Here is a 25,816-nt window from a genome sequence, read left to right as displayed (position 1 = left end):
GGGGATGAGGCGCGGGCTGCGACGCTGGATGCGCCTTTCCAACTGGCCCATGGGTACGAAACTGCTGGCTCTGGCGGCCATCCCAACGCTCCTGGGGCTCGCGGTGGGCCTGGTGGGGCTGCGGAGCGTGGGCGCGGTGCACCGGGATCTGGAGACATTGGGGAACCGGAGGGCCGCGGCCCTGGCGCTGGTGCTCCAAGCGGACCGGGACCTGTACCGGGCCCTCTCCGCCTTCTACCTTCTGCTGGCCACGCCCACCTGGCAGGCCAGTTACCGGGAGCTCGCCCAAGGGGTGGACGAGAACCTGCGCCGTGCGGTGGAGCGGGCGAACCGGGCCAAGGAGCTCGTCCCCGAACAGGGGATCGTCATGCTGCTGGACGCGTTCGCGGACGGGGTGCACCGGTGGCGGCAGGAGATCACCGCGGTCTGGAAGCTGTACGAGCGAGGAGAGCTGCCGTCCTATACGGCCCAGCAGCGGGCCCGGACCGCGGTGATGAGCACCCTGGAGCCGGCCCGGCAGTACGTGGGGCAGGTGCAGGAAGCCTTTGAGGCCGCCACCCGGGCCGAGATGAGCGCGGCCGCGGCCCGCACCGCGGGGATGCGCGGGGCCCTGTGGGCCCTGCTGGTGTTCGGGTTTGTGGTGGGCAGCGTGCTCGCGGTGTTCTCCGCGCGGGAGATGGCAGGCCAGGTGGCCGCATTCCAGCATGCCCTCTCCGCCCTCGCGGGCGGGGACCTCCGGGTGCGGGTCCCCGTGCGGGGCGAGGACGAGCTCGGTCGGGTGTCCGCGGGCTTCAATCAGACCGCGGAGCGGCTGGCCGGTCTCATCCACCGCATCGCCGCCACCGCCGGGGAAGTGGCGAGCGCCTCCCAGCAGGTGGCCGCAAGCAGCGAGCAGATGAGCCGGAGTGCGGAGGAGATCGCCCGGGCGGTGCAGCAGGTGGCTGGCGGCGCGGAGCAGCAGGTGCGTAGCGTGACGGAGACCACGGAGACCGTGCGGCAGATGAGCCAGAGCCTGGAGGAGGTGGCCCAGAACACGGGGCGTACGGCCGCCCTGGCCCAGCAGGCCAACGAGGCCGCGGCGGAAGGGGCCCTGCGGGTGGAGCGGGCCGTGCAGGCCATGGGGGGGATCCGGGAGGCCACGGAGGAGATGGGGCAGGTGATCGGTTCGCTGCAGGAGCGGGGGCAGAACATCGGGCGGATCGTGAAGTTGATCACGGAGATTGCGTCGCAGACGAACCTGCTGGCGCTGAACGCGGCCATTGAGGCGGCGCGGGCTGGGGAGCAGGGTCGGGGGTTTGCGGTGGTGGCGGAGGAGGTACGGAAGTTGGCGCAGGAGAGCGCGCAGGCGGCGGAGCAGATCGGGGGGATTTTGGAGGAGATCCGGTCGGAGACCCAGCGGGCCGTGCGGGCCATGGAACAGGGCGCCCGGGAGGTGGAGACCGGGGTGCGGCTTGTGGACGAGGCCGGGGAGGCGTTCCAGCGGATCCGCACCAGTGTCCACGACGTCACCATCCGGGTGGAGGGAATCTCCGCGGCCACCCAGCAGCTCGCCGCGAGCGCCCAGCAGATCGAGGGAATCGTGGCGCAGCTTCTGCAGCTCGCTCAGCAGAACAGCACCTCCGCGGAGGAGGTGAGCGCGGCCACGGAGCAGATCTCCAGCAGCACCCAGGAAATCTCCCGGAGTGCCCAACGCCTGGCCCAGGTGGCCGGGGAACTGGAGCGGCTCGTGGCCCAGTTCGCGGTGTAGAGGAGTTGCGGCACGGTTTTTGCATAATGTTCGGACGCGAGTCCCCCTGGGATCCTCGCAACCGGAACGGATTGAGCGCGATGCGGGCTGCCGCCATCACGAGCGCCGCGGAATCCTTCGCAAGCCCCCTCCGGGGCTTAAACGTCCTCTTGGTGGACGGCGGACAGGGCCTGCTGGGAGCCGTGGGGGCCCGGCTCGAGCAGGAGGGGGCGAGCGTCCGGGTGGGCCGGGAGATGGATCCGGGCGGGGCTCACGTGGTGGTCACCGCGGATCCGAAGGCCGTCCCGGAACTGGTGGCCGCCTTCCCGGGTTGCCCGGTGCTCGTGGTGCACCCCACGGGCACCGTGGAGGAGGCGGTCGCCGCGGTGCGCCACGGCGCCCTGGACTTCCTCACGGGGCCCGGGTGGGAGGAGCGGCTTTTCGTCCGGGTGCTGGAGTTGGCGCAGGACCGGCGGCTGCGGGAGGAGCGGGCCCGGTTGCAGGCGGACCTAGCCCGGGCGTACCGGTTCGACGGGGTGGTGGGGACGAGCCCCGCCATGCTGGAGGTCCTGCGGGTGGCCTCCATCGTGGCGCCCACGGACGCCACGGTGCTGCTGGTGGGGGAGAGCGGCACGGGGAAGGAGCTGGTGGCCCGGTCCATCCACCTGCAGAGCCGCCGGGCCAGCGGGCCGCTCGTGGTGATGCACTGCGGCGCCATTCCCGAGACCCTGCTGGAGACGGAGATCTTCGGCCACGAGAAGGGTGCCTACACGCACGCGCTCTCTTCCCGGCCGGGGAAGTTCGAGCAGGCCCACGGGGGCACCATCTTCCTGGACGAGGTGGGCGAGATGTCGCCCCGCATGCAGGTGAAGCTGCTGCGGGTGCTGCAGGAGCGGGTGGTGGAGCGGGTGGGCGGTACCCGGCCCATCAAGGTGGACTGCCGGGTGGTGGCGGCCACCAACCGGGACCTGCACCGGATGGTGCAGGAGGGGATCTTCCGGGAAGATCTGTACTACCGGCTCAACGTGGTGACCCTGCGGCTTCCGCCTCTCCGGGAGCGGATGGAGGACGTGCCCCTGCTCGCGGAGTTCTTCGTGCAGAAGTATCGCAAGCAGACCGGTAAGCCCGTGCGGGGTCTGCGGGAAGCGGCGCTGCGCAAGCTCCTGGAGTATTCGTGGCCCGGCAACGTGCGGGAGCTGGAGGCGGTGATCCACCGGGCCGTCATCCTGACCCAGGACGAGTGGATCGGCGCCGCGGACATCCGGCTGGACGGGGCCGCCTGATCTTCTGGACGGCACGGGAGTTGCAATCCCACGGGTGGGAGGCGTCTGCGTGGAGCCGCTGCGGTGTGTGGCGCTGAGGCCGGATCCCCCGGAGGAGGACGGATCCCCCGTGGCCTTCCGCTGGGTTCCCACCCTGGACGCGGCCCGGGCCGCGCTTCTGAGCGAGGAAGCGGACGCCCTCGCGGTGGACGTGGCGGCCATGGGCGAGGAGGGCCTGGAGGCCCTATCGGTGCTTGCCCGGACGTATCCGCACCTCCCCGTGGTGGCCGTGGCCGCTCCTGAGCAGATGCCCGAGGCGGTGCGGCGCGGCGCGCGGGGATTGCTGGCCCCGCCTGCCACGGGGAGGGCCCTCGCGGAGGAGGTGCTCTCCGCGGTGCGGACGCACCGGGCCTTCCGGGAGGAGGCACAGCTCGCGGTGCTGCGGCCGCTCCAGCAGCTGCGGGACCTCGTGCCCGCGGACGGGAGCCCGGAGGGCGTGCTGCGGCGGTTGGTGGAGATCGCCCGGCACAGTCTGGGCGCGGAACGGGCCGCGGTGGTGACCCTGAGCCCGCAGGCCCAGGACCTGATGGTGGCCACGGTGCAGCGGGCGGGCGGCTCGTGGGCGGAGCAGCTGTGGACGTTCCTGCCCGACCGTCTGACCCACGCGCACCTGCCCGCGGAGGATTCCCAGGAGGTGCTCACCGCGGCCCTCGCCACCGCGGACCGCACCCTGGGCGCCCTCACGGTCTTCCGGACCCGGGAACCCTTCGGCCCCGTGCACCGGGAGCTCCTGAACCTCCTGGGTGTTCTGGGAGCCCTGCCCCTCCTGCAGGTGGATCTCGTGCGGCGGGTCCAGCAGGCGAACCAGAGCCTCGTGAACGCCCTGGCCTACGCCTGCGAGCTCCACGAGGCCACCCTGCGGGGCCACAGCGAGCGGCTCGCGTGCTACGCGGTGGCCGTGGGCCGGCGGCTGGGGTTTTCGGAGTTCGCCCTGCAGGAACTGCGGGTGGCGGGGATGCTGCACGATGTGGGCAAGATCGGCATTAGCGACGCCATCCTCCTCAAGCCCGGGCCCCTCACCCCGGAGGAGTTCGAGCTCGTGAAGCGACACACGGTGATGGGCGCGGAGATCCTCTCCGCGGCGGGATTCGGGGAGGACGTGGTGCGCTGGGTCCTGCACCACCACGAGCGGTGGGACGGCCGCGGATACCCCATGGGGCTTCGGGGAGAGGAGATCCCCGTGGGGGCCCGGGTTCTGGCCGTGGTGGACGCCTTCGAGGTGATGACCGCGGGCCGCATCTACCGGCCCGCGGTGCCCGTGGAGGCGGCGGTGGAGGAGCTGCGGGCCCAGCGGGGGCGGCAGTTTGCTCCGGAAGTCGTGGACGTCTTCGTGGAGGTCCTCCGGAGCGGCGAGGTCCACGTGGAGCTGGAATCGGGGAGGTGAGCGCGGTGGACCGCAAAGCGGCGAGCGAACCCGAGCGGCACCTGGTGGTGGTGCGGCTCGATCGGGAGCGGTACGGCTTCGCCATCGAGCACGTGCACGAGATCATCCGGATGCAGGAGGTGACCCGCATCCCCCGGGCGCCTGCTTTCGTGGAGGGCGTCATCAACCTCCGGGGGCAGGTGATCCCCGTGCTGGACCTGCGGCGGAGGTTCGGGCTTCCCGCGGACCAGAGGGACGGCTCGACCCGCATCGTGGTGGTGGAGATGGACGGGAACCGGGTGGGCGTGGTGGTGGACGCGGTGCTGGAGGTGCTCCGGGTTCCCGAGAGCAGCGTGGTGCCGCCGGAGGACCTGTTGGGCCCCGGCCAGGTGGCGTTCCTCCGGGGGGTCGCCAAGCACGGGGACGGACTCATCCTCCTGCTGGATCTGCCGCGGGTTCTGGAGGTCACGGAGCAACAGGCCCTCCGGGAATTCCAACCCGCCCTCGCGCCCGCGGAGGGAGACGGTGCACCTCGCTAAGCTCCTCCCTACCTTCCTCGCGGAGGCGGACGAGCACCTCCAGGTCCTGGAGGAGGGGGTCCTGCGCCTTGAGCGGGAGGGGGTGGAGGCGGGTCTCGTCCGCGAGCTCTTCCGAAGTGCCCACACGCTCAAGGGGAGCGCGGGAGCCCTCGGGTTCCGGCGGATGGCGGAGCTCACGCACCGCATGGAGGGGGTGCTGGATGCCCTGCGCCGGGGCCGTCAGGACCTAGAGGGGTTGACGGATCTCCTGCTCGCGTGCGTGGATGCGCTTCGGACCCTGCGGCAGGAGGTGGCGGAGGCGGGCGAGGAGCGCACGGAGGTGAAAGACCTCGTGCGGCGGCTGGAGGCTTGGGAGAGGAGGCCCGCGGAGACGCTCCACCCCGTGGAGATCCGGATCCGGATGCGGGAGGACTGCCCCATGCGGGCCGCCCGGGCTCTCGCCCTGCTGCAGGTGCTGCGGCGGGAGGGAGAGGTGGAGCAGGTGGTGCCCTCCGAGGAGGAGATCCGCCGGGGGAACGTGGACCTGGAACTGAGCTGCCGGGCCCGGGTGCGGGAGCCGGAGGCCCTGGCGCAGCTCCTCTCGGGCGCGGACGTGGAGTCCGTGCGGGTCCTGCCCGCCTCGGACGCCCCGAGGGACGAGCGTTGGCTGGACCTGGGCCCGCAAGCGCGGGGCAAACTCTCCGACGATCCGGAGACGACCCGGCGGGCCGCCCTGCGCACCGTGCGGGTGGACGTGGAACGGCTGGATCGGATCATGAACCTCGTGGGGGAACTGGTGGTGGACCGGATCCGGTTCCAGCAGATCGCCCACCGGCTGCGGACGGGCGGGGGAGACCACGCCCTCGCGGAGGAGCTGTTGGACGCCGCGGCCCACCTGGGCCGCGTTGCCACGGACCTCCAGGCCCAGGTGCTCAAGACCCGCATGCTGCCCATCGAGCACCTCTTCAGCCGTTTCCCCCGCTACGTGCGGGACCTGGCCCGGCGGGCCGGTAAGGAGGTGGAGGTGGTGCTGGAGGGGCAGGATGTGGAGCTGGACCGGTCCATCCTCGAGCAGATCGGCGGCCCGCTCATGCACCTCGTGCGCAACGCGGTGGACCACGGCATCGAACCCCCGGAGGAGCGGGAGCGGCTCGGCAAACCGCGGGCGGGCCGGCTGCGCCTAGCGGCCTACCAGGAGGACGGGATCGTGGTGGTGGTGGAGGACGACGGTCGGGGGATTGACACGGATCGGGTACGCCGCCGGGCCGTGGAGCTGCGCATCCTGAGCCCGGAGGCCGCCTCGCGCCTGTCGGACCGGGAGGCGGTGGAGCTCATCTTCCACCCGGGGCTCAGCACCGCGGCCGCGGTCACGGACGTCTCCGGCCGGGGCGTGGGCATGGACGCGGTGCGGGCCGGGGTGCAGGCGGTGGGCGGGAGCCTGGAGGTGGAGACGGAGCGGCAAAAGGGCACCCGGTTCCTCCTGCGCCTCCCCCTTACCCTGGCCATCGTGCGGGCCCTCACGGTGACCTGCGGCGGGGAGCGCTACGCGATCCCCCTCTCCTCCGTGCACGAGATCGTGGAGGTGCCCGCCTTCCGCGTGCACCGGGTGGGATCGTGCCGGACCACGGTGCTGCGGGGTTCGGTGCTGCCCTTGGTGTCCGTGCACGAGATCCTGGAACTACCGGTGCCTCCGGAGCCGGACCGGCTCCTGTGCGTGGTGGTGAGCTCGGGCAGGCGGCGGGTGGGGCTTTGGGTGGACGGGGTGGTGGGCGAGGGGGAGGTGGTGGTGAAGCCCTTGGGGGCCTACCTCGGCGAGGTGCCCGGGGTATCCGGAGCCACCATCCTGGGAGACGGGCGGGTGGCCCTCATCCTGGATCCCGTGCGCCTCGTACGCCTCACGGTACGGGAGGAGGAACTGGCGCATGTCGGTTAGGGTCCTGGTGGTGGACGATGCGGCCTTCATGCGGGCCATGCTCCGGGAGGTCCTCACCAACAGCGGCTTCCAGGTGGTGGGGGAGGCCAGCAACGGCCTGGAGGCCATCGAGCGGTACGAGGAGACGAGACCCGACGTGGTGACCATGGACATCACCATGCCGGAGATGGACGGGGTGCGGGCGGTCCGGGAGATCCTGCGCCGGGACCCCGCGGCCCGCATCGTGATGGTGAGCGCCATGGGGCAGCAGGCCCTGGTGGTGGAGGCCATCCAGGCGGGTGCCCGGGACTTCGTGGTGAAGCCCTTCGATCAGGCGCGCCTGGTGGAGGCCATCCAAAGAGCCCTTCGGTAGTGGGAGGAAAGCATGGTGAGCCTAGAGCTCGCGCCCGTCACGGTGGTCCAGCCCGAGGCCCGGGCCCTACAGGTGGTGCTCGCCGCGAACGCCATCCTGCCCCTCCCCGTGCAGGAGCTGGTGAGCCGGGTGGAGCAGGAGCTCGCGGAGAACCCGGTCCTGGAACGGGTGCCTTGGATCTGCCCGCAGTGCGGTACGGAGGCGGAAGGGGTGGTATGCGGCCGGTGCGGGTACGGCCTGCTGGGCGGATCGGCCCGGTTCCGGTGGGAGCGGGCGGACCCCGGATTCCGGGAGGAGCGCCCCTCCGTCCTGGAGCTCGTCCGGGCTCCCACGAATCTCCTGGACCACCTGGAGGCCCAGCTGCGGGTGAGCGTGCGGGATCCGGGGCTGCTCCGGGTGGCCCTGCACCTCCTGGGCTACCTGGACCCCCGGGGCTACCTGGAGGGCGAGTTGCGGTACGTGGCCGCGGAGCTCGGGGTCCCTGAAGCGCTCGCGGAGCAGGCCCTGCGGGCCGTGCAAGCCCTGGAACCCGCGGGCATCGGAGCCCGGGACGCGCGGGAGTGCCTCCTCTTACAGCTGGAGCGGCTTCCGGACCACCCGCTCCGGGACCTCGCACGGACCCTGGTGACCCACCACCTGGAGGATCTGGCCCGGGGCCGGCACGAGAGGGTGGCCGCCCGGTTGGGAGTGCGGCTGGAAACCGTGCACGAGGTCCTCCGCTACCTGCGGACCCACACCGTGCCCGCGCCCGCGGAGGCCTTCTACGCGGAGTGCGGGGGACGCGAGGTGCGGCCCGAGGAGCTCGCATTCCCAGACGTGGTCCTCACCCGCACGGGGGAGGGCTACCGGGTGGAGCTCGTGGCCAGCAATGCCCTCGCGCTCCGCATCAACCCCCTCGTGCGGCGGGCGCTCCTGGCCGCGGAACTCTCACCAGAGGAACGGGAGCGGCTGCGGGCCCACCTGCGCCGGGGCCGGCTTTTCATCGAGGCGGTGCGCCGCCGCAACACCATGCTCTACCGGTGCACGGAGTTCCTCGCGCACTACCAGCGGGCGTTTCTCGACCACGGCCCCCGGTTCCTCCGCCCCCTCACCCTCACGCAGGTGGCCCGGGAACTGGGGGTCTGCGAGTCCACGGTGAGCCGGGCCCTCGCGGGCAAGTTCGTGCAGATGCCCGACGGCCGGGTGGTCTCCTTCGGGGTATTTTTCGATGGAAGCCTCCCCGTGCGGGAGCGGATCCGGGAGTTCGTGGCCTCAGAGCCTCCGGACCGGCCCCTCACGGACGAGGAGCTGGTTGAACGGCTGCGGGAGGAGGGGATTTTCCTGGCCCGGCGTACGGTGACCAAGTACCGGGAGATGGCGGGAATCCCGTCCGCGCGCGTGCGGCGGCGGATGCGGTCCGCTTGACGCGCGCACGGGATGCTCTTATGATCCGAACGACAGCTTTCAGAAAGTTCACCGCGGGGACTGAGGTGTCCGGAGGGAGCGGGGTGCGCGGCTTCTGGAGGCTTTTGCCGGTTCTCCTCGCGGTTTTCCTGAGCTCGGGGTGCGGTCTCCTGTCCCTTCTCGCGGCGACGAATCCTCCGCCCGCTCCCACGCCGACTCCCACCACCTCCCCGATTTCCCCGGCGCCCCAGCCCTTCCTCCAAGTGGTCTCCACGGTGCCGCGGGACGGGGAGACCGGGGTCTCTCCGCTCACGGAGATCGTGGTGATCTTCAGCGACATCATCCGGCGCACCACCGCCTGCCTCTCCATCACCATCGAGCCCCCTCCCCTCGCGGGCCCGACCTCCTGTACCCTCACCTCCGGGGGAACGGGGGTTCGACTCGGTGGACTGAGGCTCGCGAACAACGCCACCTACACGGTGACCGTGGAGCCCGGGGTGGAGACGGTGGACGGCCGGGTATTGCTGCAGCCGTACACGTGGCGGTTCACCACCCGACCCCCCTCCGCGCCCGTGACCGTGGTTCTTGGGCCCGCGGTGGTGGGGACGGTGTGCAGCAACGGGGCGGTTTCCCCCGTGATGGTGGCGGGGGACGACGAAAGTCCGAATACCGGGCCCTGCAACAACGGCGGGGTCGCCGCCGCCTTCGTGGCCTTCCGGGTCCCCGCGGAACTCGGGGCCCCGGGGGTGAGCGTGGTGAGCGCGGTCTACACGGGCCAGCGGCAGACCGTGCAAGGCAACCCGTGGGGGAGCTGGCCCAACCTCTGGGCCCACGGGGTGGCGTGGCTGGACGACACCTCCCCGGGTATTCTGGCTCCGGACGACTTCTTCAGTTCCCCGCTCGCCTCTGTGGTCGCGGTGTTCGGGGGCAGTCAGGCGTCCACGCCCCTCCCCTTCTCATTCGATGCCACCCCTCTCGTGCGGGCACAGCTCCAGAAGACCCACATCGGGATCCGGTTCGTCTTCACGACCTCCCCTAACGGGGACGGCAACGACGACCTCGAGCAGTTCTTCGCGCCCTCCATCCAGGTGACGTACACCACCCCGTAAGGCGGGCGGCATGGAACGGCGGAGAAACCGGCGCACCGACCTCCGGGCCGCGGCGGTGGTGGGCGTGCTCTTGCTGGCGACCTCCGGGTGGGCCGCCCCTGCGGGGGAACCCCCGGCCCGGCTCAGGCTCACCGTCTCTGCCGGAAAGCGCTATGCCCTGGTGGTCCAGCCAGGCTACACGATGTTTTTGCTTTTTCCGAAGCCCGTGGAGTACATCGCGCTGGGGAACCAGCGGGTGGTGCGGGCGTGGGTGCGAGCCCGGGAGGGGACCGTGGCCCTGTACGCGGTGGGGCGGTCCGGGTCCACGAACCTCCACGTCCGGGTGGGCGGACAACTCCTGGTGTTCTGGGTCGCGGTGGGCCGCCGGCGCACCGCGGACATCGTGGAGGTAATCCCCTCCCGCCCCGCGGCGTCCCGTGCTTCCCCCCAGAAGGCCTCCACTCCTCGGCCCACCCCCCGTCCCCGACCCCGGAGTTCCCCTACACCACCCCCTCCTCCACCTCCCACACCTGTCCCTGAGCCGACCCCACCCCTTCAACCGCCGGCTTCCCCGTCTCCGGCACCGGTTGTGCAAGCCTCCCCCCAGCCGGAGGCCCGGGTGCAGGAGGAGGGGCTCCCTCCGGGTCATGGACTGGGCCTGCCGGTGCGGCTCCGCCTCCGAAACACGGGGACCAACTGGTCGGAGGCCTGGGTGTCCGCCGCGGTCTCGATCTTGCTGATCGGACTCCCTGTGCTTCCGGCCACCCTGATCTACGAGCACGAGGCCACGGTGGAGCTGGCGGGGATGCGGGCGAGCGGGCGGCTGCCCATGCGGCAGAGGTACGTGATGATGGTGAAGCAGGGCGATCCGGAGGGCACCCTGGAGGTGCAGTTGCCCGGGGGGAGGATCGGGCTCCGGGTGTGGGGGGAGGGGGAGAGGCTCCGGGTGGAGTTGGACCCGGCGATCGGGTCCGGGGCCTTTGAGGGCGTCTACGGGAGGGGGGAACTCTACCGGACCGGGCAGGAGGGAGCGTTCGGGGTGTACGAGGGCGTGGTGGCGTTCGGGTGGGAGAGCCGGGCGGCGGCCATCTCGAAGCTCCGCGCGGCCCTGGCGGGCTCGGATCCTGGGCTCGCGGAGGCCGCGAGGCGGGCGGTGGAACAAGCGCCCGTGGTCCCCCTGGGCCGTCTCCCGTCCAGGCAGGCGGGCGGGTCAGGGGAAGGCCCGGGGGAGAGGGTGGTGTGGAGACCTGCAGGCCGCGTCGGAACTGGGGAAGTGGAGCTCGAGGTCAACCGGGCGACCCGGGTGCGGGTGGTGGTGGCGGAGGGAGAGGGCTCCCGGGTACTGCACGAGGCGGAGACCCGGGGCGCGAGCTCCGTGCGGGTACCTGTTTCGTGTTCAGGGCCGTGCGTGGTCCTCGTGTACGTGGACGGGAGGTTAGTCACCCAGATCCGGCCCTGGACGGGCGAGACCGGGGGGCGATGAGGACCGTTCCAGGCAAGGAAAAGCTGGGAGGCGGGGAGGTGAAGCCGGTGCCCAAGGGGGCGGACGGCCTGCTGGTGGACAAGGTGCTGGTGCCCGCGGGGATCGCGCTCTCCGGGTTGGTGCTGGCCCTCTCCGCGGCCGGGGTATGGATGCTGGCCTCGCCGACCCATGAGCCGCCCGCGGAGGCGCAGGTGCTCGTGGCCGCGGTCGGAATCCCGGCCGGCGAGGCCATCCTCCCGCAGGCCGTGCGGGAGGAGACCCTCCCGCGCGATCGGGTGCCCCCGGACGCGGTCTCGAGGTTCGAGGAGGTGGCGGGCATGGTGGCCCGGCGGCCCATCGCGGCTGGCGAGGTCCTCTCCGCGGATGCCCTGCAGCGGCCCGCCCGGGTGGTGGACGTGGCGGGCTCCGTGGAGGAGGGAATGCAGGCCGTCACCGTGGTGGTGCCCGCGAGGGATGCGGTTATGGGCCGGCTCCTCCCGGGCGACCGGGTAGACGTGCTCGGTACCTTCTCACGGCCCTCCCCGATCACCCGGGTTCTGGTCCGGGGAGCCCGGGTGATCCGGGCGGACCGGACCGGGGGTCAGGAGACAGATGCGGCGGGGAACGGGTCCGTGGCGGTAACCTTGGAGGTGCCCGCCCCCTCGGTCCCCAGGGTCGTGCTGGCCCAGCACTCCGGGAGGATCACCCTCGTGGCCCGATCCTCGAGGGATCCGCAGGTCGAGACGAGGGAAGGGGGGGCCGCGGCGGGCCTTCCGGATCTCCTCGGACTGCCGGAGGCCCGGAGGCCTAACCCGAAGCCCTCCCCGAGCCCGAGCCCGGCCACCTTACTCCCCCCGCCTCCCCGGTTCCCGCCGGTCGTGACGGCTCCGCCCCGCCGGGCAGTGCCCCCTCCCTCGGCCGGACCCAGGCCCCGCCCGGCGCGCCCGAAGGAGCCCGGTCCGGCTTTCCGCGGCGGGGAGCCGCAGTTCATCGAGGGGAGTGGCCTTCAGGATGGGGGATTTGCGGCTCAGGGCCCTCCCGGAGCGGGCCGGTGAGGTCAGGGTCCTCCCGAGCGTACACCGCCACGCCGTTCCCACCCCGGGCCTTCACCGCGTACATGGCGGCATCCGCCGCGGTGAGGAGCCCCTCCGCGGTGAGGGCGTGGTCCGGGAAGAGGGCGATGCCGCAACTGCCGGTGATCCGCGCGGAGGCGTCTAGCTCCGCCTCCGCCCACTCCCGTACCGCCTGCACGACCCGCTCCGCCACGGCCCTGGCCCTCGTCCCGTCCGCGGGGTAGAGGAGGATCCCGAACTCGTCCCCGCCCAGCCGGCCCAGGAGATCCGTCTCCCGTAGCCGGGTGCGGATGCGGTGGACTACCGCCCGGAGTACCTCATCCCCGGTCTGGTGCCCGAACCGGTCGTTGACCTCCTTGAACCCGTCCAGGTCCAGGAACAGCAGGGCGCCGCTTTGGGCCGTGGTCCGGCTCATGGAGATCCGGCGCTCCAGGGCCTCCTGGAAGCTGCGGCGGTTGAGGGCGCCCGTGAGCGGGTCGTGGCTCGCGAGGTAGGTGACCTCCAGCTGGTAGCGCTTCTGCTCCGTGATGTCCTCCACGCTCCCCTCGTAGCACACCGGGGCTCCGGAGGCGTCCCGGATGACCCGGGTGCTCTCCCGGATCCAGATCTCCGTGCCGTCGTAGCGGCGCCACCGTACCTCGAACCCCGAAACCACCCCTTGGTCGTCCACGAGCTGCTGCCAGCGCACCCGATCCCTGGGGTCCACATAGAGCTGGGCGGCGTTCGTCCGCAGGAGGGTCTCCCGGTCCGGATACCCCGCGATCCGCACCAGGGCCTCGTTGACGTCCAGGAGCTGCCCTGTGGGCGTGGATCGGTACAGCCCCACGGGCACCCGCTCGAAGAGGAGGCGGTAGCGGAGGTGCTCCTGCACGCGGGCCACGGCCCCCGCAGCGAGGCGGGCGGCGAGCGTGCAGAACCGCAGGACCGGCTCCGGAACCTCCCTCCGGGAGAAGTAGTGGGCCACCAGGACCCCGATGGGTTCCTTCCCGGAGAGCATGGGGAGGAGCAGGACGGTCCGCACCCCGGCCTGGCGCAGCTGCTCCGGAATCCGGTAGGGCGCGGTGTCCAGGTCCACGAGGAGGGGGGAGCCCGTGTGCAGGGCCCACGCCGGGCCGCTGGAGTCCACGGGACGCAGGGGAAGCCGGACGTGCTCCAGCCGCCCCTCCGGCCATCCCCACCCTGCCACCGCCTCCAGGTAGGTCCCGGAGGGATCCACCACCAGGAGGGCGAGGCGATCGGGTTCGAGCCGCTCCCGCAGCGTCTCGAACACCACCCGGGCGGCCTCCTCGAGGGTACTCGCGTCCACGAGGGCCTGGGCCAGGCGGGAGACCTGCTCTTCCTCATGCTCCCGCATCCCCTTCACGCGGGCGAAGAGCCGAGCCCGGTCCACGGCCACCCCGAGCTGCTCCCCGATCACCCGCAGGAGGTCCAGCTCGGTCCGATCCAGGGGCTCCGGGTCCGCCTTCGCCAAGTTGAGGATGCCGAGGGTCCGGTCCCCGGTCCGGAGAGGCACCGAGACGTGCAGGCGCAGCCCCTCTGCTCCCTCGGAGAGGCGAGAGAGCCGCTCGCACTCCAAGAGGTTTATGGGCTCCGGGAGCTTTCCCTCGAGGAGCCTCTGCTGGCACGAGCACGTGGCCCAGCGCAGGGCAGCCCGGTCCTCCGCCTCCAGCCCCGGAGGGAGGCCGGAGGCGGCCGCGAGCCAAAACCCCTCGTCTTCCCACAGGAAGATCCACCCAGCGGGCAATCCCACGAGCTGCAGGATCAGGGGGAGGGTGGAGTCCAGCATGGGTTGGAGCTCCGTGTGCCGGTTCAGGTGCTCCGCCACCGCAAGGAGGATTTCGAGACGGTTCTGGGGGTTGGACCCGCGATCCACCCTTGCCTCCGACGCCGTTTGGGCCTCGGGATTGCAAGATCCCTGCCACGGGCTCCCGCGTCTGCGTAGACTCTAGGCTCTCCGGCACCGATCTTGCAAGGCTCGGGGGCGGCTATGGGGTTGGATCCCACGGGACGGTACCTGCTGGCCTCCCTGCGGGCCTTGGGCCGCCGGTACGCGGTCCTTGCCGGTAACCTGGCCAACGCCCACACCCCGGGGTATGTGCGGGCGGACGTGGACTTCGGGGCGACCCTCCGGGCCCTGTGGGAGGAGGCGCCCGCGGACGGGGTGCCCTCGGAGGGCGTGGCCTTCGTTCGGTGGGACGGCACGGAGGTGGATCCGGAGCTGGAGAGCGTGGAGATCGCGCGCACGGGCCTCCAGATGATGGCCCTCACCACCCTCCTCTCGGCGAAGCTGGAGATGCTGCGGTCGGCCATCCTGGAGGGCCGGCGCTAGATGCGGAGGTGTACCGTGTCCCTCTTCCGCGCCATGGAAGCGAGTGCGAGCGCCCTCACCGCGGAGCGGGTGCGCCTGGAGGTGATTGCCAGCAACCTCGCCAACGCGAACACCACCCGTGGCTCCGGGGGCCCGTACCGGCGGAAGGTGGTGCTCTTCGCGCCCCTCGTGAGCCGGTTCCTGGCTTCCGCGGGTCCCGCGGCCGTGGGGGAAGCTCAGGGCGTGGTGGTGGCGGGGATCGTGGAGGATCCCACCCCGCCGCGCCGGGTGTACGATCCCGGGCATCCCGACGCGGACGCGGAGGGATTCGTAACCCTGCCCAACGTGAACCCCGCGGTGGAGATGGCCGACCTCATCGCCTCCGCCCGGGCCTACGAGGCCAACGTGATGGTGCTCAACACCACCAAGCAGGCCATCCTGAGGGCCCTGGAGATCGGCAGGAGGTAGGGATGGAGATCCGCGGGATTGGTCCCCTCGGCCCCGTTTCCGCCTCTCCGATCCGGGAAACCCTCTCCGCGTTCGCGGAGGCCCTGGAGCGGGCGGTGCGCAGCGCGGACGAGCTGCAGCGGCGCGCGGATGCCGCGGCCGCAGCCCTCGCGGACGGCCGGACGGACGACGTGCACGCGGTGATGGTGGCCGTGGAGGAGGCGAACCTGGCACTTCAGCTTGCCATCCAGGTGCGCAATCGCCTGCTGGAGGCCTACCAGGAGCTGATCCGGATGCAGGTGTAGGGGAGGCGCGCGCCGGATGGAGGCGTTGCGGCGGCTTTGGTCCACGGAGCTGCGGAACCGCCGGGTGACCCTGGTGGCGGTGGGTCTCGGCGTGGTGGCCCTGGTGGCCGCCTGGAGTTTTCTGCGCCGGCCGGAGTACGTGCCCCTGTACGGCCGGCTTGAGGTGGAGGAGGCTGCCCGGGTGGTGGAGGCCCTGCAGAAGCTGGGGATCCCCTACCGGCTGTCGGGTGCGGGCACCACGGTGGAGGTCCCCCGGGATCGCCTGTACGCCGCGCGGTTGCAGCTCGCGGCCCAAGGTCTGCCCCGGAGCGGGGGCGCGGGGTGGGAGCTGTTTGACCGGAGTTCCTTCGCGGCCACGGAGCTCGTGCAGCGGGTGAACCTGCAGCGGGCCCTCGCCGGGGAACTGGCGCGCAGCATCGAGACCCTGGAGGCCGTGGAGTCCGCCCGGGTGCACCTCACCCTGCCCGAGGACCGGCTGTTCCAGGAGGAGAACGTCCAGCCCAGCGCCTCCGTGGTTCTGCGGCTGCGCCCCGCCGCGCAGCTCGGGGGAGCCCAGGTGCGGGCCATCCGGCACCTGGTGGCCAGCGCGGTGGAGGGGCTTTCCCCCGAACGGGTGACGGTGGTGGATACGGAGGGCCGGCTGCTCTCCCCGGGGCAGGAGGATCCCGCGGCCGCCATCGCCACCCAGCTGGACGAGCGGGCCCAGGTGGAAGCCGCCCTGCAGGGGCGACTGCAGACCATGCTGGACCAGCTCCTCGGTCCTGGCCGCGCCATCGCCCGGGTGAGCGCGGAAGTGGACCTGAGCCGCCGGCAGGTGGAGCAGGAGAGCTTCAGCCCGGAGCAGCGGGCTCCGACCTCCGAGGTCTCCGTGGAGGAGTCCTACACGGGCCGGGGCGGCCCTCCGCCCGGCGGCCCTGCCACGAACTCGGTCCCCTCGTACGCCACGAACCCCGCCTCCCAGGGCGGGGCCGAGTACCGGAGGCGGGAGTCCCGCGCCACCTACCAGGTGACCCGCCGGGTGGAGCGGGCGGTGAGCGCGGGCGGGATCCGCCGGCTCTCGGTCGCGGTGCTGGTGGATCAACGGGTTCCCCTGGAGGCCGTGCGGGCCCTGGAGCCCTCCATCGCGGCTGCGGTTGGGCTGGACCGACGCCGGGGAGACGTGCTCGTGGTGCAGGCGGTGGAGTTCCCCACCGCCCGGGCCCCGGAGGAACCCCGGGCTCCCGCGGCCCAGGCCGCGGTGCGCCGGAAGCTCTCCCTGGCCCTCCTGCTGGCCGCCGCGGGCGGGGCCCTCCTCCTGCTCCTGATGCTGGCCCTGTTGCTCCTGCGGCGCAGGCGGTGGTCCGTCAGCGTGGAGCCGGTGCAGGCCATCCCGCCGGCCCTGCCCGAGCCCCCGGAGGACGAGGAGGAGCGGGTGCTCCAGGTGCTGCGGGAGCGGCAGGACGGGGAGAGCGTCGCGCGACGGGAGCTGCAGCGGCTGGCGCAGGAGCGTCCTGCGGAGGTGGCCGCGGTGATCAAGAGCTGGCTCGCGGAGAAGTAGGTCATGCCCGCCCGAAACGCCCTGTCCGGACGTCAGAAGGCGGCCATGCTCCTGGTCTCCCTGGGGCCGGAGGCGGCCGCGAACGTGCTGCGGCACCTGGGCGACGAGGAGATCGAGGCTCTCACCTTCGAGATCGCCAGCCTCCACCACGTCACCCCGGAGGAGCGGGAGGAAGTGATTCAGGAGTGCTATCAACTGACCCTCGCCCGGGAGTACGTCTCCTTGGGCGGGCTGCAGTACGCGCGGGATCTCTTGGAGCGCTCCCTGGGACCGCAGCGGGCCGCGGAGATCCTGGAGCGCCTCACCTCCTCCCTGCAGATCACGCCCTTCGACGCCTTCCGCCGCATGGATCCCGCGCAGCTCTCCAGCCTCCTCCAACAGGAGCACCCGCAGACCATCGCCCTCGTGGTGGCCTACCTCAAGCCCGCCCAGGCGGCCGCGGTCCTCGCCTCCCTCCCCCGGGAGCTGCAGGTGGAGGTGGCGCAGCGGGTGGCGGTGATGGACCGCACCACCCCGGAGACCATCCGGGAGGTGGAGATGGCCCTGGAGAGCAAGCTGGTGAACCTGCCCACCCAGGAGTTCACCGCGGTGGGCGGGGTGCAGGCCCTGGTCTCCATCATCAACCAGTCTGACCGGGCCACGGAGCGGGCCATATTGGAGGCCCTGGAGGAGCGGGATCCGGAGCTGGCGGCCCAGGTGAAGAAGCTCATGTTCGTCTTCGAGGACCTCCTGAACCTGGACGACCGCTCCATCCAGATCGTCCTGCGCAGCGTGGACAGCAAGGACCTGGCCCTCGCCCTCAAGGGCGCCAGCGAGGAGCTGCGGGAGAAGATCTTCCGCAACATGAGCCAGCGGGCCGCGGAGGCGCTCCGGGAAGACCTCCAGCTCATGGGCCCCGTCCGCCGGCGGGACGTGGAGGAAGCCCAGGGCCGCATCGTTACCGTGGTGCGGCAGTTGGAGGAGAGCGGGCAGATCGTGCTGGTGCGGGGCGGATCGGAGGAGGTCCTGGTCTAGGAGGGATGTGGTGCGGGAGCCGGTGCGCGCGGTGATCAAGCAGGCACCCCGGGAGGAGGTCCTGGTGCGCATCACCACCTCCGTCGGCCGCCCGGAGTCCACGGTGGAGGGCTCGGACGCCCGGGCCGTGGAGGTCCTACGGAGCGCCTACGAGGCCGCCCGCCGCATCCGGGAGGAGGCCCGGGTGGAGATCGCCCGGGCCGTGGTGCAGGCCCGGGAGGAAGCCCGCGCGGAAGGGGAGGCCGCCTGGCAGGAGCGGCTCAGACGGCTGGATCGGGTGGTGGACGAACTGGCCGCCCAGGGGCCCGCGGCCCTGGCCTCCTTTGCCGCGCCCGCGGTAGTGCGGTTGAGCCTGGAGGTGGCCCGGCGGGTGGTGCGCCGGGCGGTGGAGATGGATCCGGATCTCCTCCTGCAGTGGGTCCAGGAGGCCGCTGGGCGCCTCCACGGGTTCGTGGAGCTCGTGGTGCGGGTGAACCCCCGGGATCTGGAACTGCTGGGCGACCGCTCTAGAGGCCTGGAGCGACCCGGGCTACGGGTGGTGTGGGTACCGGACCCGCAGGTGGAAGGAGGGTGCGTGGTGGAGTCCGAGGCGGGGAAGGTGGACGCGAGCCTCCAGACCCAGCTCGGGAGCCTGCGGGAGCGGCTGGAGGAGGTGCTCGGTGCCTAGCCGCATCCCCGAGCTCCCCCTGGAGGCGTGGATCCGCGCGGTGCGGGAGACGGACCCCGTGCGGGTCATCGGCCGGGTGGTGCAGGTGGTGGGCCTGGTGGCCGAGGCGAGAGGACCTCGGGTGCACGTGGGCGAGTGGTGCACGGTGCAGACCCCCCAGGGAGAACTGCCCGCGGAGGTGGTGGGGTTCCGGGACGACCGGTTCCTCATGATGGTCCTGGGACCCCTGAGCGGTCTCAGCCCCGGCAGCCCGGTGGTCCCTTCCGGCCGGGCCATGCGGGTGCCCGTGGGACGGTCGCTGCTGGGCCGGGTGACGGACGGGCTGGGAAGGCCCTTGGATGGCCGGCCCCTTGTCCCGGAGGGCTGGCGGCCGCTGCACGCGGACCCTCCCAATCCCCTCCACCGTCCCCGCATCACCGCCCCGCTCCCCACGGGCGTGCGGGCCATCGACGGGCTATTGACGCTGGGCCGGGGTCAGCGGATCGGGATCTTCGCGGGAAGCGGGGTGGGGAAGAGCACGCTGCTCGGCATGATCGCCCGGCACAGCAGCGCGGACGTGAACGTCATCGCCCTGGTGGGTGAACGGGGCCGAGAGGTCCTGGACTTCATCGAGAACGACCTGGGGGAGGGACTCGAGCGCTCCGTGGTGGTGGTGGCCACCTCGGATCAACCTCCCCTCGTGCGGGCAAGGGCGCCGTTCGTGGCCACCGCCATGGCGGAAACCTTCCGGGATCAGGGGATGGACGTGATGCTCATGATGGACTCCGTCACCCGGTTCTGCATGGCCCAGCGGGAGATCGGGCTCGCGGTCGGAGAACCCCCCACCAGCCGTGGATACACGCCCAGCGTCTTCGCCCTCCTCCCCCAGCTCATGGAGCGGGCGGGGACCTCCGAGCGGGGCTCCATCACCGCCCTCTACACGGTGCTGGTGGAAGGCGACGACCTCATGGACCCCGTGGCGGACCACGCCCGCAGCATCCTCGACGGCCACATCGTGCTCTCCCGCTCCCTCGCGGCCCAGGGCCACTACCCGCCCATCGACGTCCTGGAGTCCACGAGCCGCGTGATGCCCTCCGTCGTGAGCCCCGAGCACCTGCGGTGGGCCCAGGCGGTGCGCGCCCACCTCGCCACCTACCGGGAGGTGGAGGACCTGGTGAACCTGGGCGCCTATACCCGGGGTGCGAATCCGAGGGTGGACGCGGCCCTGGACCGCATCGAGGCCATCCGGGCCTTTCTGCGCCAGCTCCCCCACGAGCGCACACCCTTCGAGGAAACCCTCCGGCAACTGGCGGAGCTCGGGGAGTAGGGATGCGGCGGTTCCGGTTCCGGCTGGAGGGCCTGCGTCGGCTGCGCGCCGTCCGGGAGCGGCAGGCCCGCCGGGAGCTTGCACGCCTCCTCCGGTTCCTGCGGGAGGCGGAGGTCCGGCTGGAGCAGGCCCGGGGCGAGGTGCGGGAGGAGGAGGTCCGCTTGCGGGAGGCCCGGGACGCTAGGGCGCTGCGATCGGCCGCTGCCTTTCTCGAGCAGGCCCGGCTGGAGGCCGTGGCGGCAGAGCGGAGGGTGGGGGAGTTGAAGGCCCGGGTGGAGGCGGCTTGGGCACAGTTTTTGCAGGCCAGGACGGAACGGCAGGTGGTGGAGCGGCTGCGGGAGCGGCGGCTCCAGGAGCACCGCCGGGAGGAGGAACGACGCGAGCAGGCGCAGGCGGACGAGGCCGCCCTGTTGCGGTCGGCGCGTAGACCATGAGCCCGAACCTCTTGCTCGTCCTGAGCCGCGTCCGCGCCATCGAACGGTGGGTGGGCGGGCCCCAGGCGGCCCCTGGAGGCTCCCCCCTGCTCCGTCCGGAAAGGCAGAAGGATCTCAGTCCTTTCCGGGACCTCGTGGAGGAGGCGGCCCGCCGGTACGGGCTGCCGCCCGCCCTGGTGCACGCGGTGATCCAAGCGGAGTCGGGTTACAACCCCTACGCCACCTCTCCCGCGGGAGCCCAGGGGCTCATGCAGCTCATGCCCGCTACCGCCCGGGCCCTGGGGGTCCGGGATCCCTATGACCCCGCCCAGAACGTGGAGGCGGGGGCGCGGTACCTTCGGGGGCTCCTGGAGCGGTTCGGGGACGTGCGGCTTGCCCTTGCCGCGTACAACGCGGGTCCAGGAGCCGTGCAGCGGTACGGCGGGGTTCCGCCGTACGCGGAGACCCGGGCCTACGTGGAGCGGGTGCTCGCCACCTGGCAGCGGCTGCGCGTCATGGAGTCCGGAGGGAACCCGTGAGGTTGCTGCCCAAAGACGCCCCCCAGGAGCCGGGTTTTCCGGAACTCTTCCTGGGGATCTACGCCCCGGCCTTTGCCTCGGTGCTTGCCCAGGTGTTCCCCCAGGGGGAGATGTGGACGCATCCTGATCACGAACCTCCCCCGACCATCCCCCTCACGCGGGAGGAGCCGCCCGCCCAGGCGATTCCTGATCCGTGCAGGGAGAATCGGCCGGAAGCGCTCCCGATAGCCCAGGATGCCGGGAAAGCCCTGGTGCCGCTGAGCTCAGGCCCAAACCCGGGAAGCGGGAGGGTGTACCCCGTGCAGGATCCGGACAGACCCGGACTCCGGCAGGCGCAACCCGGGATCCCTTCCAGGGAGCCGTCGGGTGTAAAGCCCGGTGCTCAGGGATCCGAGCCGCTTCCAGAGGGCTCCGCAGGTCCGGGTACCACACCGAGCAGGGCCCACCTTCCCTCCCCGGAGGCCGTGGTGCCGGTGGAGGAAAGCGGAAAGATGTTGCCTCCCCAAAAGGTCCAGGAGTCTGACAGGCACCCTCGGCATCCCATCTCACCGGGGGCGGAGAAGGATCCGGACGGGTTCACCGATAAGCCCCAGGTTCACCCCCGGATCCCCGTCTCGGCATCCCCTCCTCTCTCCCTCCGGGGATTCGAGGCGGACGATCTCCGCCGGCTTCGGGCGGACCCGTTGCCATCCGGAGATCAGAATCCGGCCGTCTCCGTGGTGCCGGTCTCCGAAGCGGATGAGCTGGCCGTCCCGATCCTCCCAGCCTGGGAGCCCCCGGCGGCTCGGAGAGAGGGAAGCGGGGATCCTCCGATCCCCGCATCTCCCCCTGCGGAAGTGTCCGGGGGTGAAGAAGCCATGCTCCGGCAGACGACCTCGCCCCCGCGGGTGGAAGGGACCGCTCCCCCCGGGAAGATCGACCTCCGACCGGCTGGGGAGGCGCCGGCTTCCCCGGAAGGGCAGGGACGGGGAGGCGAAGAGGGTTTCGCGGGCATAGGCGGTACCCGTGATGGATCGCGGTCCGAACTCCCTCGGGACGAAACCGGGCCCCGGAAGGGCGAGCCGCGAGAGCCCCAAAGAACCCCTCCGGCCGTCGGCCCCAACGGGCAGGTCGGGAGAGGCGAGCAGGTGGATTCCCATGGCCGGCCGGAAGGGGTCCGGCTTCCCCAGGAACGGTCGGAGTACGCGCCGCTTCCGAACCGCCTCCGCCTGGAGCTCTCGGACCGGTGGGGGGAGCCGGTGCGCATGGAGGTACGGGGGCGGTCGGAAGCGGTGTGGGCAAGGGTGGAAGGAGGCCCGGAGGTCGCCCGGGTGGTGCGGTCGCATGAGCCCGCCCTCCACCACGCCTTGAGCGAGCGGGGCGTGGCCCTCCTGGGCCTAGAGGTGGGCGTGCTGGCCCAGGGAGACGGCCGGGCACCGGGTACGCCGGAACCCCCACAGGCCCTTTGGATCCGCCCGGCCCGAGCTCGGAGCCCAACCGACGGGGCGCGGAGGAAGGTGGGAACCGTGGACTACGTGGTGTAGGAGGTGCGGGAATGGAGGTCCGGGCCGTGCAGCAGGAGTCCGGGGTGCGGATCGGGGGGAGCGTCCTCGGGAAGGACGACTTTTTGCGGCTGCTGGTCACGCAGCTGCGCAACCAGAACCCCCTGAAGCCCATGGACGACCGGGAGTTCATCGCGCAGCTCGCCCAGTTCAGCGCCCTGGAGCAGATGCACAACGTGAGCCAGGCGGTGCAGGAGCTCCGGTGGCGGCAGGAGGCCGCCACCGCGGTGCAGCTGGTGGGCCGACGGGTGACGGTGCAGAAACCGGACGGTACCGCGGAGGAGGGGGTGGTGGCGGGGGTCCGCCGCCGGGAGGACCGGTTCGTGCTGCTGGTGGGAGGGGAGGAGTACACCCTGGACCAGCTCGTGGAGGTCGCCGGGTAAGGGAGAACCGAAAGGAGGGAGAGCGCATGCTGCGGAGTTTGTTTGCGGGTGTGTCGGGGTTGCGGAGCCATCAGGTCCGCATGGACGTGATCGGCAACAACATCGCGAACGTGAACACCGTGGGGTTTAAGGCCAGCCGGGTGAACTTCGCGGAGATGCTGAGCCAGACCATCCGGGGTGCCCAGGCGCCCTCGGAGGCCCGAGGCGGCATGAATCCCTTGCAGGTGGGGCTGGGGGTTCAGGTGGGCAGTGTGGACACCCTCTTCACCCAAGGAAACCTCCAGTACACGGGGGTGCTCACGGACCTCGCCATCCAGGGCGACGGGTTCCTCGTGGTGGGAGACGGCCTGCGGCGGTTCTACACCCGGGACGGGGCCCTCGTGCTCGACAGCCGCGGTGGGCTCGTACATGCCAGCACCGGCCTGCGGCTGATGGGCTGGCAGGCGGACGAGGCGGGGGAGGTGGACACGAGCGGGGAGCTGGTGCCCATCAGGATCCCCGTGGGGGCCGAGATTCCGCCCAAGGCCACGGAGAACGTGGTCTTCGGCGGGAACCTGGATGCCGCCACAGAGGTGGACGGTACCTGGACCACCACCATCACCGTGTACGACTCCCTGGGAAACCCCATCGAACTCCGGCTGGTGTTCACCAAGACGGATGCGAACCAGTGGGACTGGCAGCTCTTTTACGGGGACGAGGAGGTGGCGAGCGGCAGCCTGGAGTTCGACGAGACCGGGAAGCTTACCTCGCCCACGGACCCCGAGGAGGTCACCGTGGACCTCCCAGACGAGCTGGGCTCCGCGGACCTGGAGTTAAAGCTGGACTTCTCCCAGCTCACCCAGTACGCCGCCCCGTCTACTGCCACCCTCCGCAACCAGGACGGGTACCCCAGCGGCAGCCTGGAGTCCTTTGCCATCGACGGCAACGGGGTGATCACGGGCCTGTACTCCAACGGTCGCACCCAGGTCATCGGGCAGGTGGCCCTGGCCCTCTTCACCAACCCCGGGGGACTGATGAAGGCGGGCAACAACCTGTACGCGGAGTCCGCGAACTCCGGACCCCCGTCCATCGGAGCCGCGGGCACGGGCGGCCGAGGGACCCTCGTGGCGGGAGCCCTGGAGATGTCCAACGTGGACCTGGCCCAGGAGTTCACGAACATGATCACGGCCCAGCGGGGCTTCCAGGCCAACGCCCGGGTGATCACCACCTCGGACGAGCTCCTTCAAGAGTTGATCTCCCTGCGCCGATAACCGGGGTGAGGAACGCGGGACCCGCCCTCGGGCGGGTCCCGCGTGGCGGAGGCCATGATCAAGGTCACACGGCTTAACGGAACGGAGACCGTCATCAACGCGGAACTCATCGAGTCCGTGGAGGGGACCCCGGACACCGTCATCTCCCTCACCACGGGCCACCGGTATGTGGTCCAGGAGTCCGTGGACGAGGTGGTGGCCCGGGTCCTGGCGTACCGGAAGGCGTGCTGTCGCTCCCTCGATCCGGCGCAACGGGCGCCGGAAGCGGATCCCATGGGGTGAACGGCCGTGGATCTCGCGACGCTGCTGGGCCTGGTGGTGGGGTGGGCCAGCGTGGGCGCTGGAGCCATCCTGAAGGGGGGCAAACCCGAGTACTACATCAGCATCCCCGCCTTCATCCTCGTGTTCGGCGGTACCCTGGGCGCCACCATGGTCTCCTACTCCCTCAAGCAGATCCTGGACCTGCCGAGAGTCACCCTGCGGGCCTTCTTTCACCGGCCTCCGGATGTGCTCGGAACCATGAACCGCCTCATCCGCTTCGCGGACCGGGCCCGCCGGGAAGGGTTGCTGAGCTTGGAGGGCGAGCTGCGGGAGGGGGATGACCCGTTTCTCGCCAAGGGGGTGCGGCTGGTGGTGGACGGGACGGATTCCGCGGTGGTGCGGGAGATCCTCCAGACGGAGATCGAGCTCATGGAGGAGCGGCACCGGGTGGGGGAAGGGATCTACAGCACCATGGCGGGGTTCTCCCCGACCCTGGGCATCATCGGCACCGTCATCAGCCTCATCAACATGATGCAGCAGCTGGATGACCCCTCGAAGTTGGGCCACATGCTGGCCGCCGCCTTCATCGCCACCCTGTACGGCGTGGCCCTCGCGAACCTCGTCTTCCTCCCCCTCTCCAACAAGCTGCGGGCCCGCTCCCAAGAGGAGGCGCTGCTGCGGCAGATCGTCACGGAAGGGGTCCTCGCCATCCAGGCCGGGGAGAACCCGCGCCTCGTGGAGGAGAAGCTGCGGGCCTTCCTGCCGCCCGCCCTGCGGGCCAAGGTGGGTCGGGAGGCGGCGGTCCAGGAGGGGGCGGCCCGGGCTCCGGGCACAGCCACGGTGGGCGCGCGGTGAGGCGCAGGCGGAACGGCGCGCAAACAGGAGGCGGCCACGGCGGCGGGGGCCTCGAGCGATGGCTGGTGACCTACGCGGACCTCATCACCCTGCTGATGGCCTACTTCATCATGGTGTACTCCCTCTCCCAGCTGGACTTGGCAAAGTTCAGAAAGGTGCTCGCGGGGTTCCGGGCGTCCACCGCCTCCCTGGGACTGCTGGAAGGAGGTCAGGGGGTGCTCCCGGGCGGGAGCGGGGTGCTGGAGCTGGAGGCCCCCAGCCCCACGCCCGCCGCGGACCCGCTCTCCGAGAGTTTCCAGTCCCTCGCACGCGGGATCCTGCAGGAGGTCGCCGCCGCAGGGCTGGGCGCTCAGGTGGAGGTGCGGGTGACCCCGGAGGGGGTGCGGGTCTCCATGGCGGGGCCGCTGTTGTTTGACACCGCGAGCGCGGACCTGCGGCCGGAATCGGAGCCCGTGCTCCGGGCGGTGGCCCAGGCCATCCGCGGGAGGTCCGAGCTCCTGGTGCGGGTGGAGGGGCACGCGGACGCCCGTCCCATCCGCACCTTCCGCTATCCCTCGAATTGGGAGCTCAGCAGCGCCCGGGCCGCGGCGGTGGTGCGGCGCCTGATGCAGCTTTCGGGGGCGGACGGGACCCGGTTCACCATCGTGGGCTACGGGGACAGCCGCCCGGTCCGGCACGGTACCGCACCGGAAGACCTGGCCCGCAACCGGCGGGTGGAGATCCTCCTGCTCCGACCCTGATCCGGCACGGAAGTTGCATGGCCTCGGGCC

Annotated in this window: 27 protein-coding genes; 25 read left to right on the top strand and 2 right to left on the bottom strand. The window is 71.5% G+C overall.

Annotated features, from left to right (window positions below; genetic code table 11):
- The first annotated feature begins 4 nt into the window (after positions 1-4).
- From QN206_01475 to cpaB, 10 genes are all read left to right on the top strand, one after another.
- The gene (locus QN206_01475) at positions 5-1,747 is read left to right on the top strand and encodes a methyl-accepting chemotaxis protein (protein ID MDR7613477.1); all 1,743 of its coding nucleotides are present in this window, start codon (positions 5-7) and stop codon (positions 1,745-1,747) included.
- Positions 1,748-1,827: 80 nt separating this feature from the next.
- On the top strand, positions 1,828-3,009 hold the full coding sequence (locus tag QN206_01470) for a sigma-54 dependent transcriptional regulator (protein MDR7613476.1): 1,182 nt from the start codon (positions 1,828-1,830) through the stop codon (positions 3,007-3,009).
- Positions 3,010-3,058: 49 nt separating this feature from the next.
- Positions 3,059-4,432, top strand: a complete 1,374-nt coding sequence (locus QN206_01465) for an HD domain-containing protein (GenBank protein ID MDR7613475.1) — start codon at positions 3,059-3,061, stop codon at positions 4,430-4,432.
- Between the two features lie 5 nt (positions 4,433-4,437).
- Positions 4,438-4,950, top strand: a complete 513-nt coding sequence (locus QN206_01460; GenBank protein ID MDR7613474.1) for a chemotaxis protein CheW — start codon at positions 4,438-4,440, stop codon at positions 4,948-4,950.
- Complete coding sequence (locus tag QN206_01455) at positions 4,937-6,862, top strand: chemotaxis protein CheA (GenBank protein ID MDR7613473.1); 1,926 nt, start codon at positions 4,937-4,939, stop codon at positions 6,860-6,862. The genes QN206_01460 and QN206_01455 overlap by 14 nt, the downstream gene beginning before the upstream one ends.
- Positions 6,852-7,214 (top strand): response regulator, encoded by a 363-nt coding sequence (locus QN206_01450; protein MDR7613472.1) that lies wholly within the window; start codon positions 6,852-6,854, stop codon positions 7,212-7,214. Before QN206_01455 ends, QN206_01450 begins: the two co-directional genes overlap by 11 nt.
- Before the next feature lie 12 nt (positions 7,215-7,226).
- A complete protein-coding gene (gene rpoN, locus QN206_01445; GenBank protein ID MDR7613471.1) occupies positions 7,227-8,618 on the top strand; it encodes an RNA polymerase factor sigma-54 in 1,392 nt (463 codons plus the stop codon).
- A gap of 83 nt (positions 8,619-8,701) precedes the next feature.
- Positions 8,702-9,706 (top strand): Ig-like domain-containing protein, encoded by a 1,005-nt coding sequence (locus tag QN206_01440; GenBank protein MDR7613470.1) that lies wholly within the window; start codon positions 8,702-8,704, stop codon positions 9,704-9,706.
- 10 nt (positions 9,707-9,716) lie between these two features.
- Entirely contained in the window at positions 9,717-11,168 is a 1,452-nt protein-coding gene (locus QN206_01435; GenBank protein MDR7613469.1) for a hypothetical protein, read from the top strand.
- 38 nt (positions 11,169-11,206) lie between these two features.
- Positions 11,207-12,202, top strand: coding sequence for a Flp pilus assembly protein CpaB (cpaB, locus tag QN206_01430; GenBank protein ID MDR7613468.1), 996 nt, complete (start codon positions 11,207-11,209; stop codon positions 12,200-12,202).
- Here cpaB and QN206_01425 read toward each other — a convergent pair.
- Positions 12,135-14,093, bottom strand: a complete 1,959-nt coding sequence (locus tag QN206_01425; GenBank protein MDR7613467.1) for a diguanylate cyclase — start codon at positions 14,091-14,093, stop codon at positions 12,135-12,137. The two genes, cpaB and QN206_01425, sit on opposite strands and share 68 nt — an antisense overlap.
- A 114-nt stretch (positions 14,094-14,207) precedes the next feature.
- On the opposite strand from QN206_01425, the gene QN206_01420 reads away from it, so the two are divergent.
- From QN206_01420 to QN206_01380, 9 genes are read left to right on the top strand one after another with little or no spacing between them, the layout of a single operon-like run.
- Positions 14,208-14,549: a hypothetical protein gene (locus tag QN206_01420; protein ID MDR7613466.1), complete on the top strand. Its 342-nt coding sequence runs from the start codon at positions 14,208-14,210 to the stop codon at positions 14,547-14,549.
- Positions 14,550-14,564: 15 nt separating this feature from the next.
- On the top strand, positions 14,565-14,996 hold the full coding sequence (gene flgC, locus QN206_01415; GenBank protein ID MDR7613465.1) for a flagellar basal body rod protein FlgC: 432 nt from the start codon (positions 14,565-14,567) through the stop codon (positions 14,994-14,996).
- Between the two features lie 2 nt (positions 14,997-14,998).
- Positions 14,999-15,280, top strand: coding sequence for a flagellar hook-basal body complex protein FliE (fliE, locus tag QN206_01410; protein MDR7613464.1), 282 nt, complete (start codon positions 14,999-15,001; stop codon positions 15,278-15,280).
- A 16-nt stretch (positions 15,281-15,296) separates the two neighbouring features.
- Positions 15,297-16,817 carry a flagellar basal-body MS-ring/collar protein FliF gene (gene fliF, locus QN206_01405; protein MDR7613463.1) on the top strand — a complete coding sequence of 507 codons (1,521 nt, stop codon included), beginning with the start codon at positions 15,297-15,299 and terminating at the stop codon, positions 16,815-16,817.
- Positions 16,818-16,820: 3 nt separating this feature from the next.
- The gene (fliG, locus tag QN206_01400; GenBank protein MDR7613462.1) at positions 16,821-17,831 is read left to right on the top strand and encodes a flagellar motor switch protein FliG; all 1,011 of its coding nucleotides are present in this window, start codon (positions 16,821-16,823) and stop codon (positions 17,829-17,831) included.
- A gap of 10 nt (positions 17,832-17,841) precedes the next feature.
- On the top strand, positions 17,842-18,498 hold the full coding sequence (locus QN206_01395) for a FliH/SctL family protein (protein MDR7613461.1): 657 nt from the start codon (positions 17,842-17,844) through the stop codon (positions 18,496-18,498).
- 19 nt (positions 18,499-18,517) lie between these two features.
- A complete protein-coding gene (locus QN206_01390) occupies positions 18,518-19,804 on the top strand; it encodes a FliI/YscN family ATPase (GenBank protein ID MDR7613460.1) in 1,287 nt (428 codons plus the stop codon).
- A gap of 2 nt (positions 19,805-19,806) precedes the next feature.
- On the top strand, positions 19,807-20,238 hold the full coding sequence (gene fliJ / locus QN206_01385; protein ID MDR7613459.1) for a flagellar export protein FliJ: 432 nt from the start codon (positions 19,807-19,809) through the stop codon (positions 20,236-20,238).
- Positions 20,235-20,756: a lytic transglycosylase domain-containing protein gene (locus QN206_01380; GenBank protein MDR7613458.1), complete on the top strand. Its 522-nt coding sequence runs from the start codon at positions 20,235-20,237 to the stop codon at positions 20,754-20,756. Before fliJ ends, QN206_01380 begins: the two co-directional genes overlap by 4 nt.
- 545 nt (positions 20,757-21,301) lie before the next feature.
- Here the strand turns inward: QN206_01380 and QN206_01375 are convergent.
- Positions 21,302-21,832, bottom strand: a complete 531-nt coding sequence (locus QN206_01375; GenBank protein MDR7613457.1) for a hypothetical protein — start codon at positions 21,830-21,832, stop codon at positions 21,302-21,304.
- Between the two features lie 51 nt (positions 21,833-21,883).
- On the opposite strand from QN206_01375, the gene QN206_01370 reads away from it, so the two are divergent.
- From QN206_01370 to QN206_01345, 6 genes are read left to right on the top strand one after another with little or no spacing between them, the layout of a single operon-like run.
- Positions 21,884-22,279 (top strand): hypothetical protein, encoded by a 396-nt coding sequence (locus QN206_01370; protein MDR7613456.1) that lies wholly within the window; start codon positions 21,884-21,886, stop codon positions 22,277-22,279.
- An 11-nt stretch (positions 22,280-22,290) separates the two neighbouring features.
- Positions 22,291-22,680, top strand: coding sequence for a flagellar hook assembly protein FlgD (gene flgD, locus QN206_01365; GenBank protein ID MDR7613455.1), 390 nt, complete (start codon positions 22,291-22,293; stop codon positions 22,678-22,680).
- 26 nt (positions 22,681-22,706) lie between these two features.
- On the top strand, positions 22,707-23,930 hold the full coding sequence (locus QN206_01360; GenBank protein ID MDR7613454.1) for a flagellar hook protein FlgE: 1,224 nt from the start codon (positions 22,707-22,709) through the stop codon (positions 23,928-23,930).
- A 54-nt stretch (positions 23,931-23,984) separates the two neighbouring features.
- Complete coding sequence (locus QN206_01355; GenBank protein MDR7613453.1) at positions 23,985-24,212, top strand: flagellar FlbD family protein; 228 nt, start codon at positions 23,985-23,987, stop codon at positions 24,210-24,212.
- A 6-nt stretch (positions 24,213-24,218) separates the two neighbouring features.
- A complete protein-coding gene (locus QN206_01350) occupies positions 24,219-25,046 on the top strand; it encodes a flagellar motor protein (GenBank protein ID MDR7613452.1) in 828 nt (275 codons plus the stop codon).
- Positions 25,043-25,786: a flagellar motor protein MotB gene (locus tag QN206_01345; protein ID MDR7613451.1), complete on the top strand. Its 744-nt coding sequence runs from the start codon at positions 25,043-25,045 to the stop codon at positions 25,784-25,786. Before QN206_01350 ends, QN206_01345 begins: the two co-directional genes overlap by 4 nt.
- Positions 25,787-25,816: the final 30 nt, after the last annotated feature.

The organism is Armatimonadota bacterium (assembly GCA_031460175.1).
Taxonomy (GTDB): Bacteria; Sysuimicrobiota; Sysuimicrobiia; order Sysuimicrobiales; family Sysuimicrobiaceae; genus Sysuimicrobium; species Sysuimicrobium tengchongense.
This window is presented reverse-complemented; position numbering and strand designations above follow the sequence as displayed.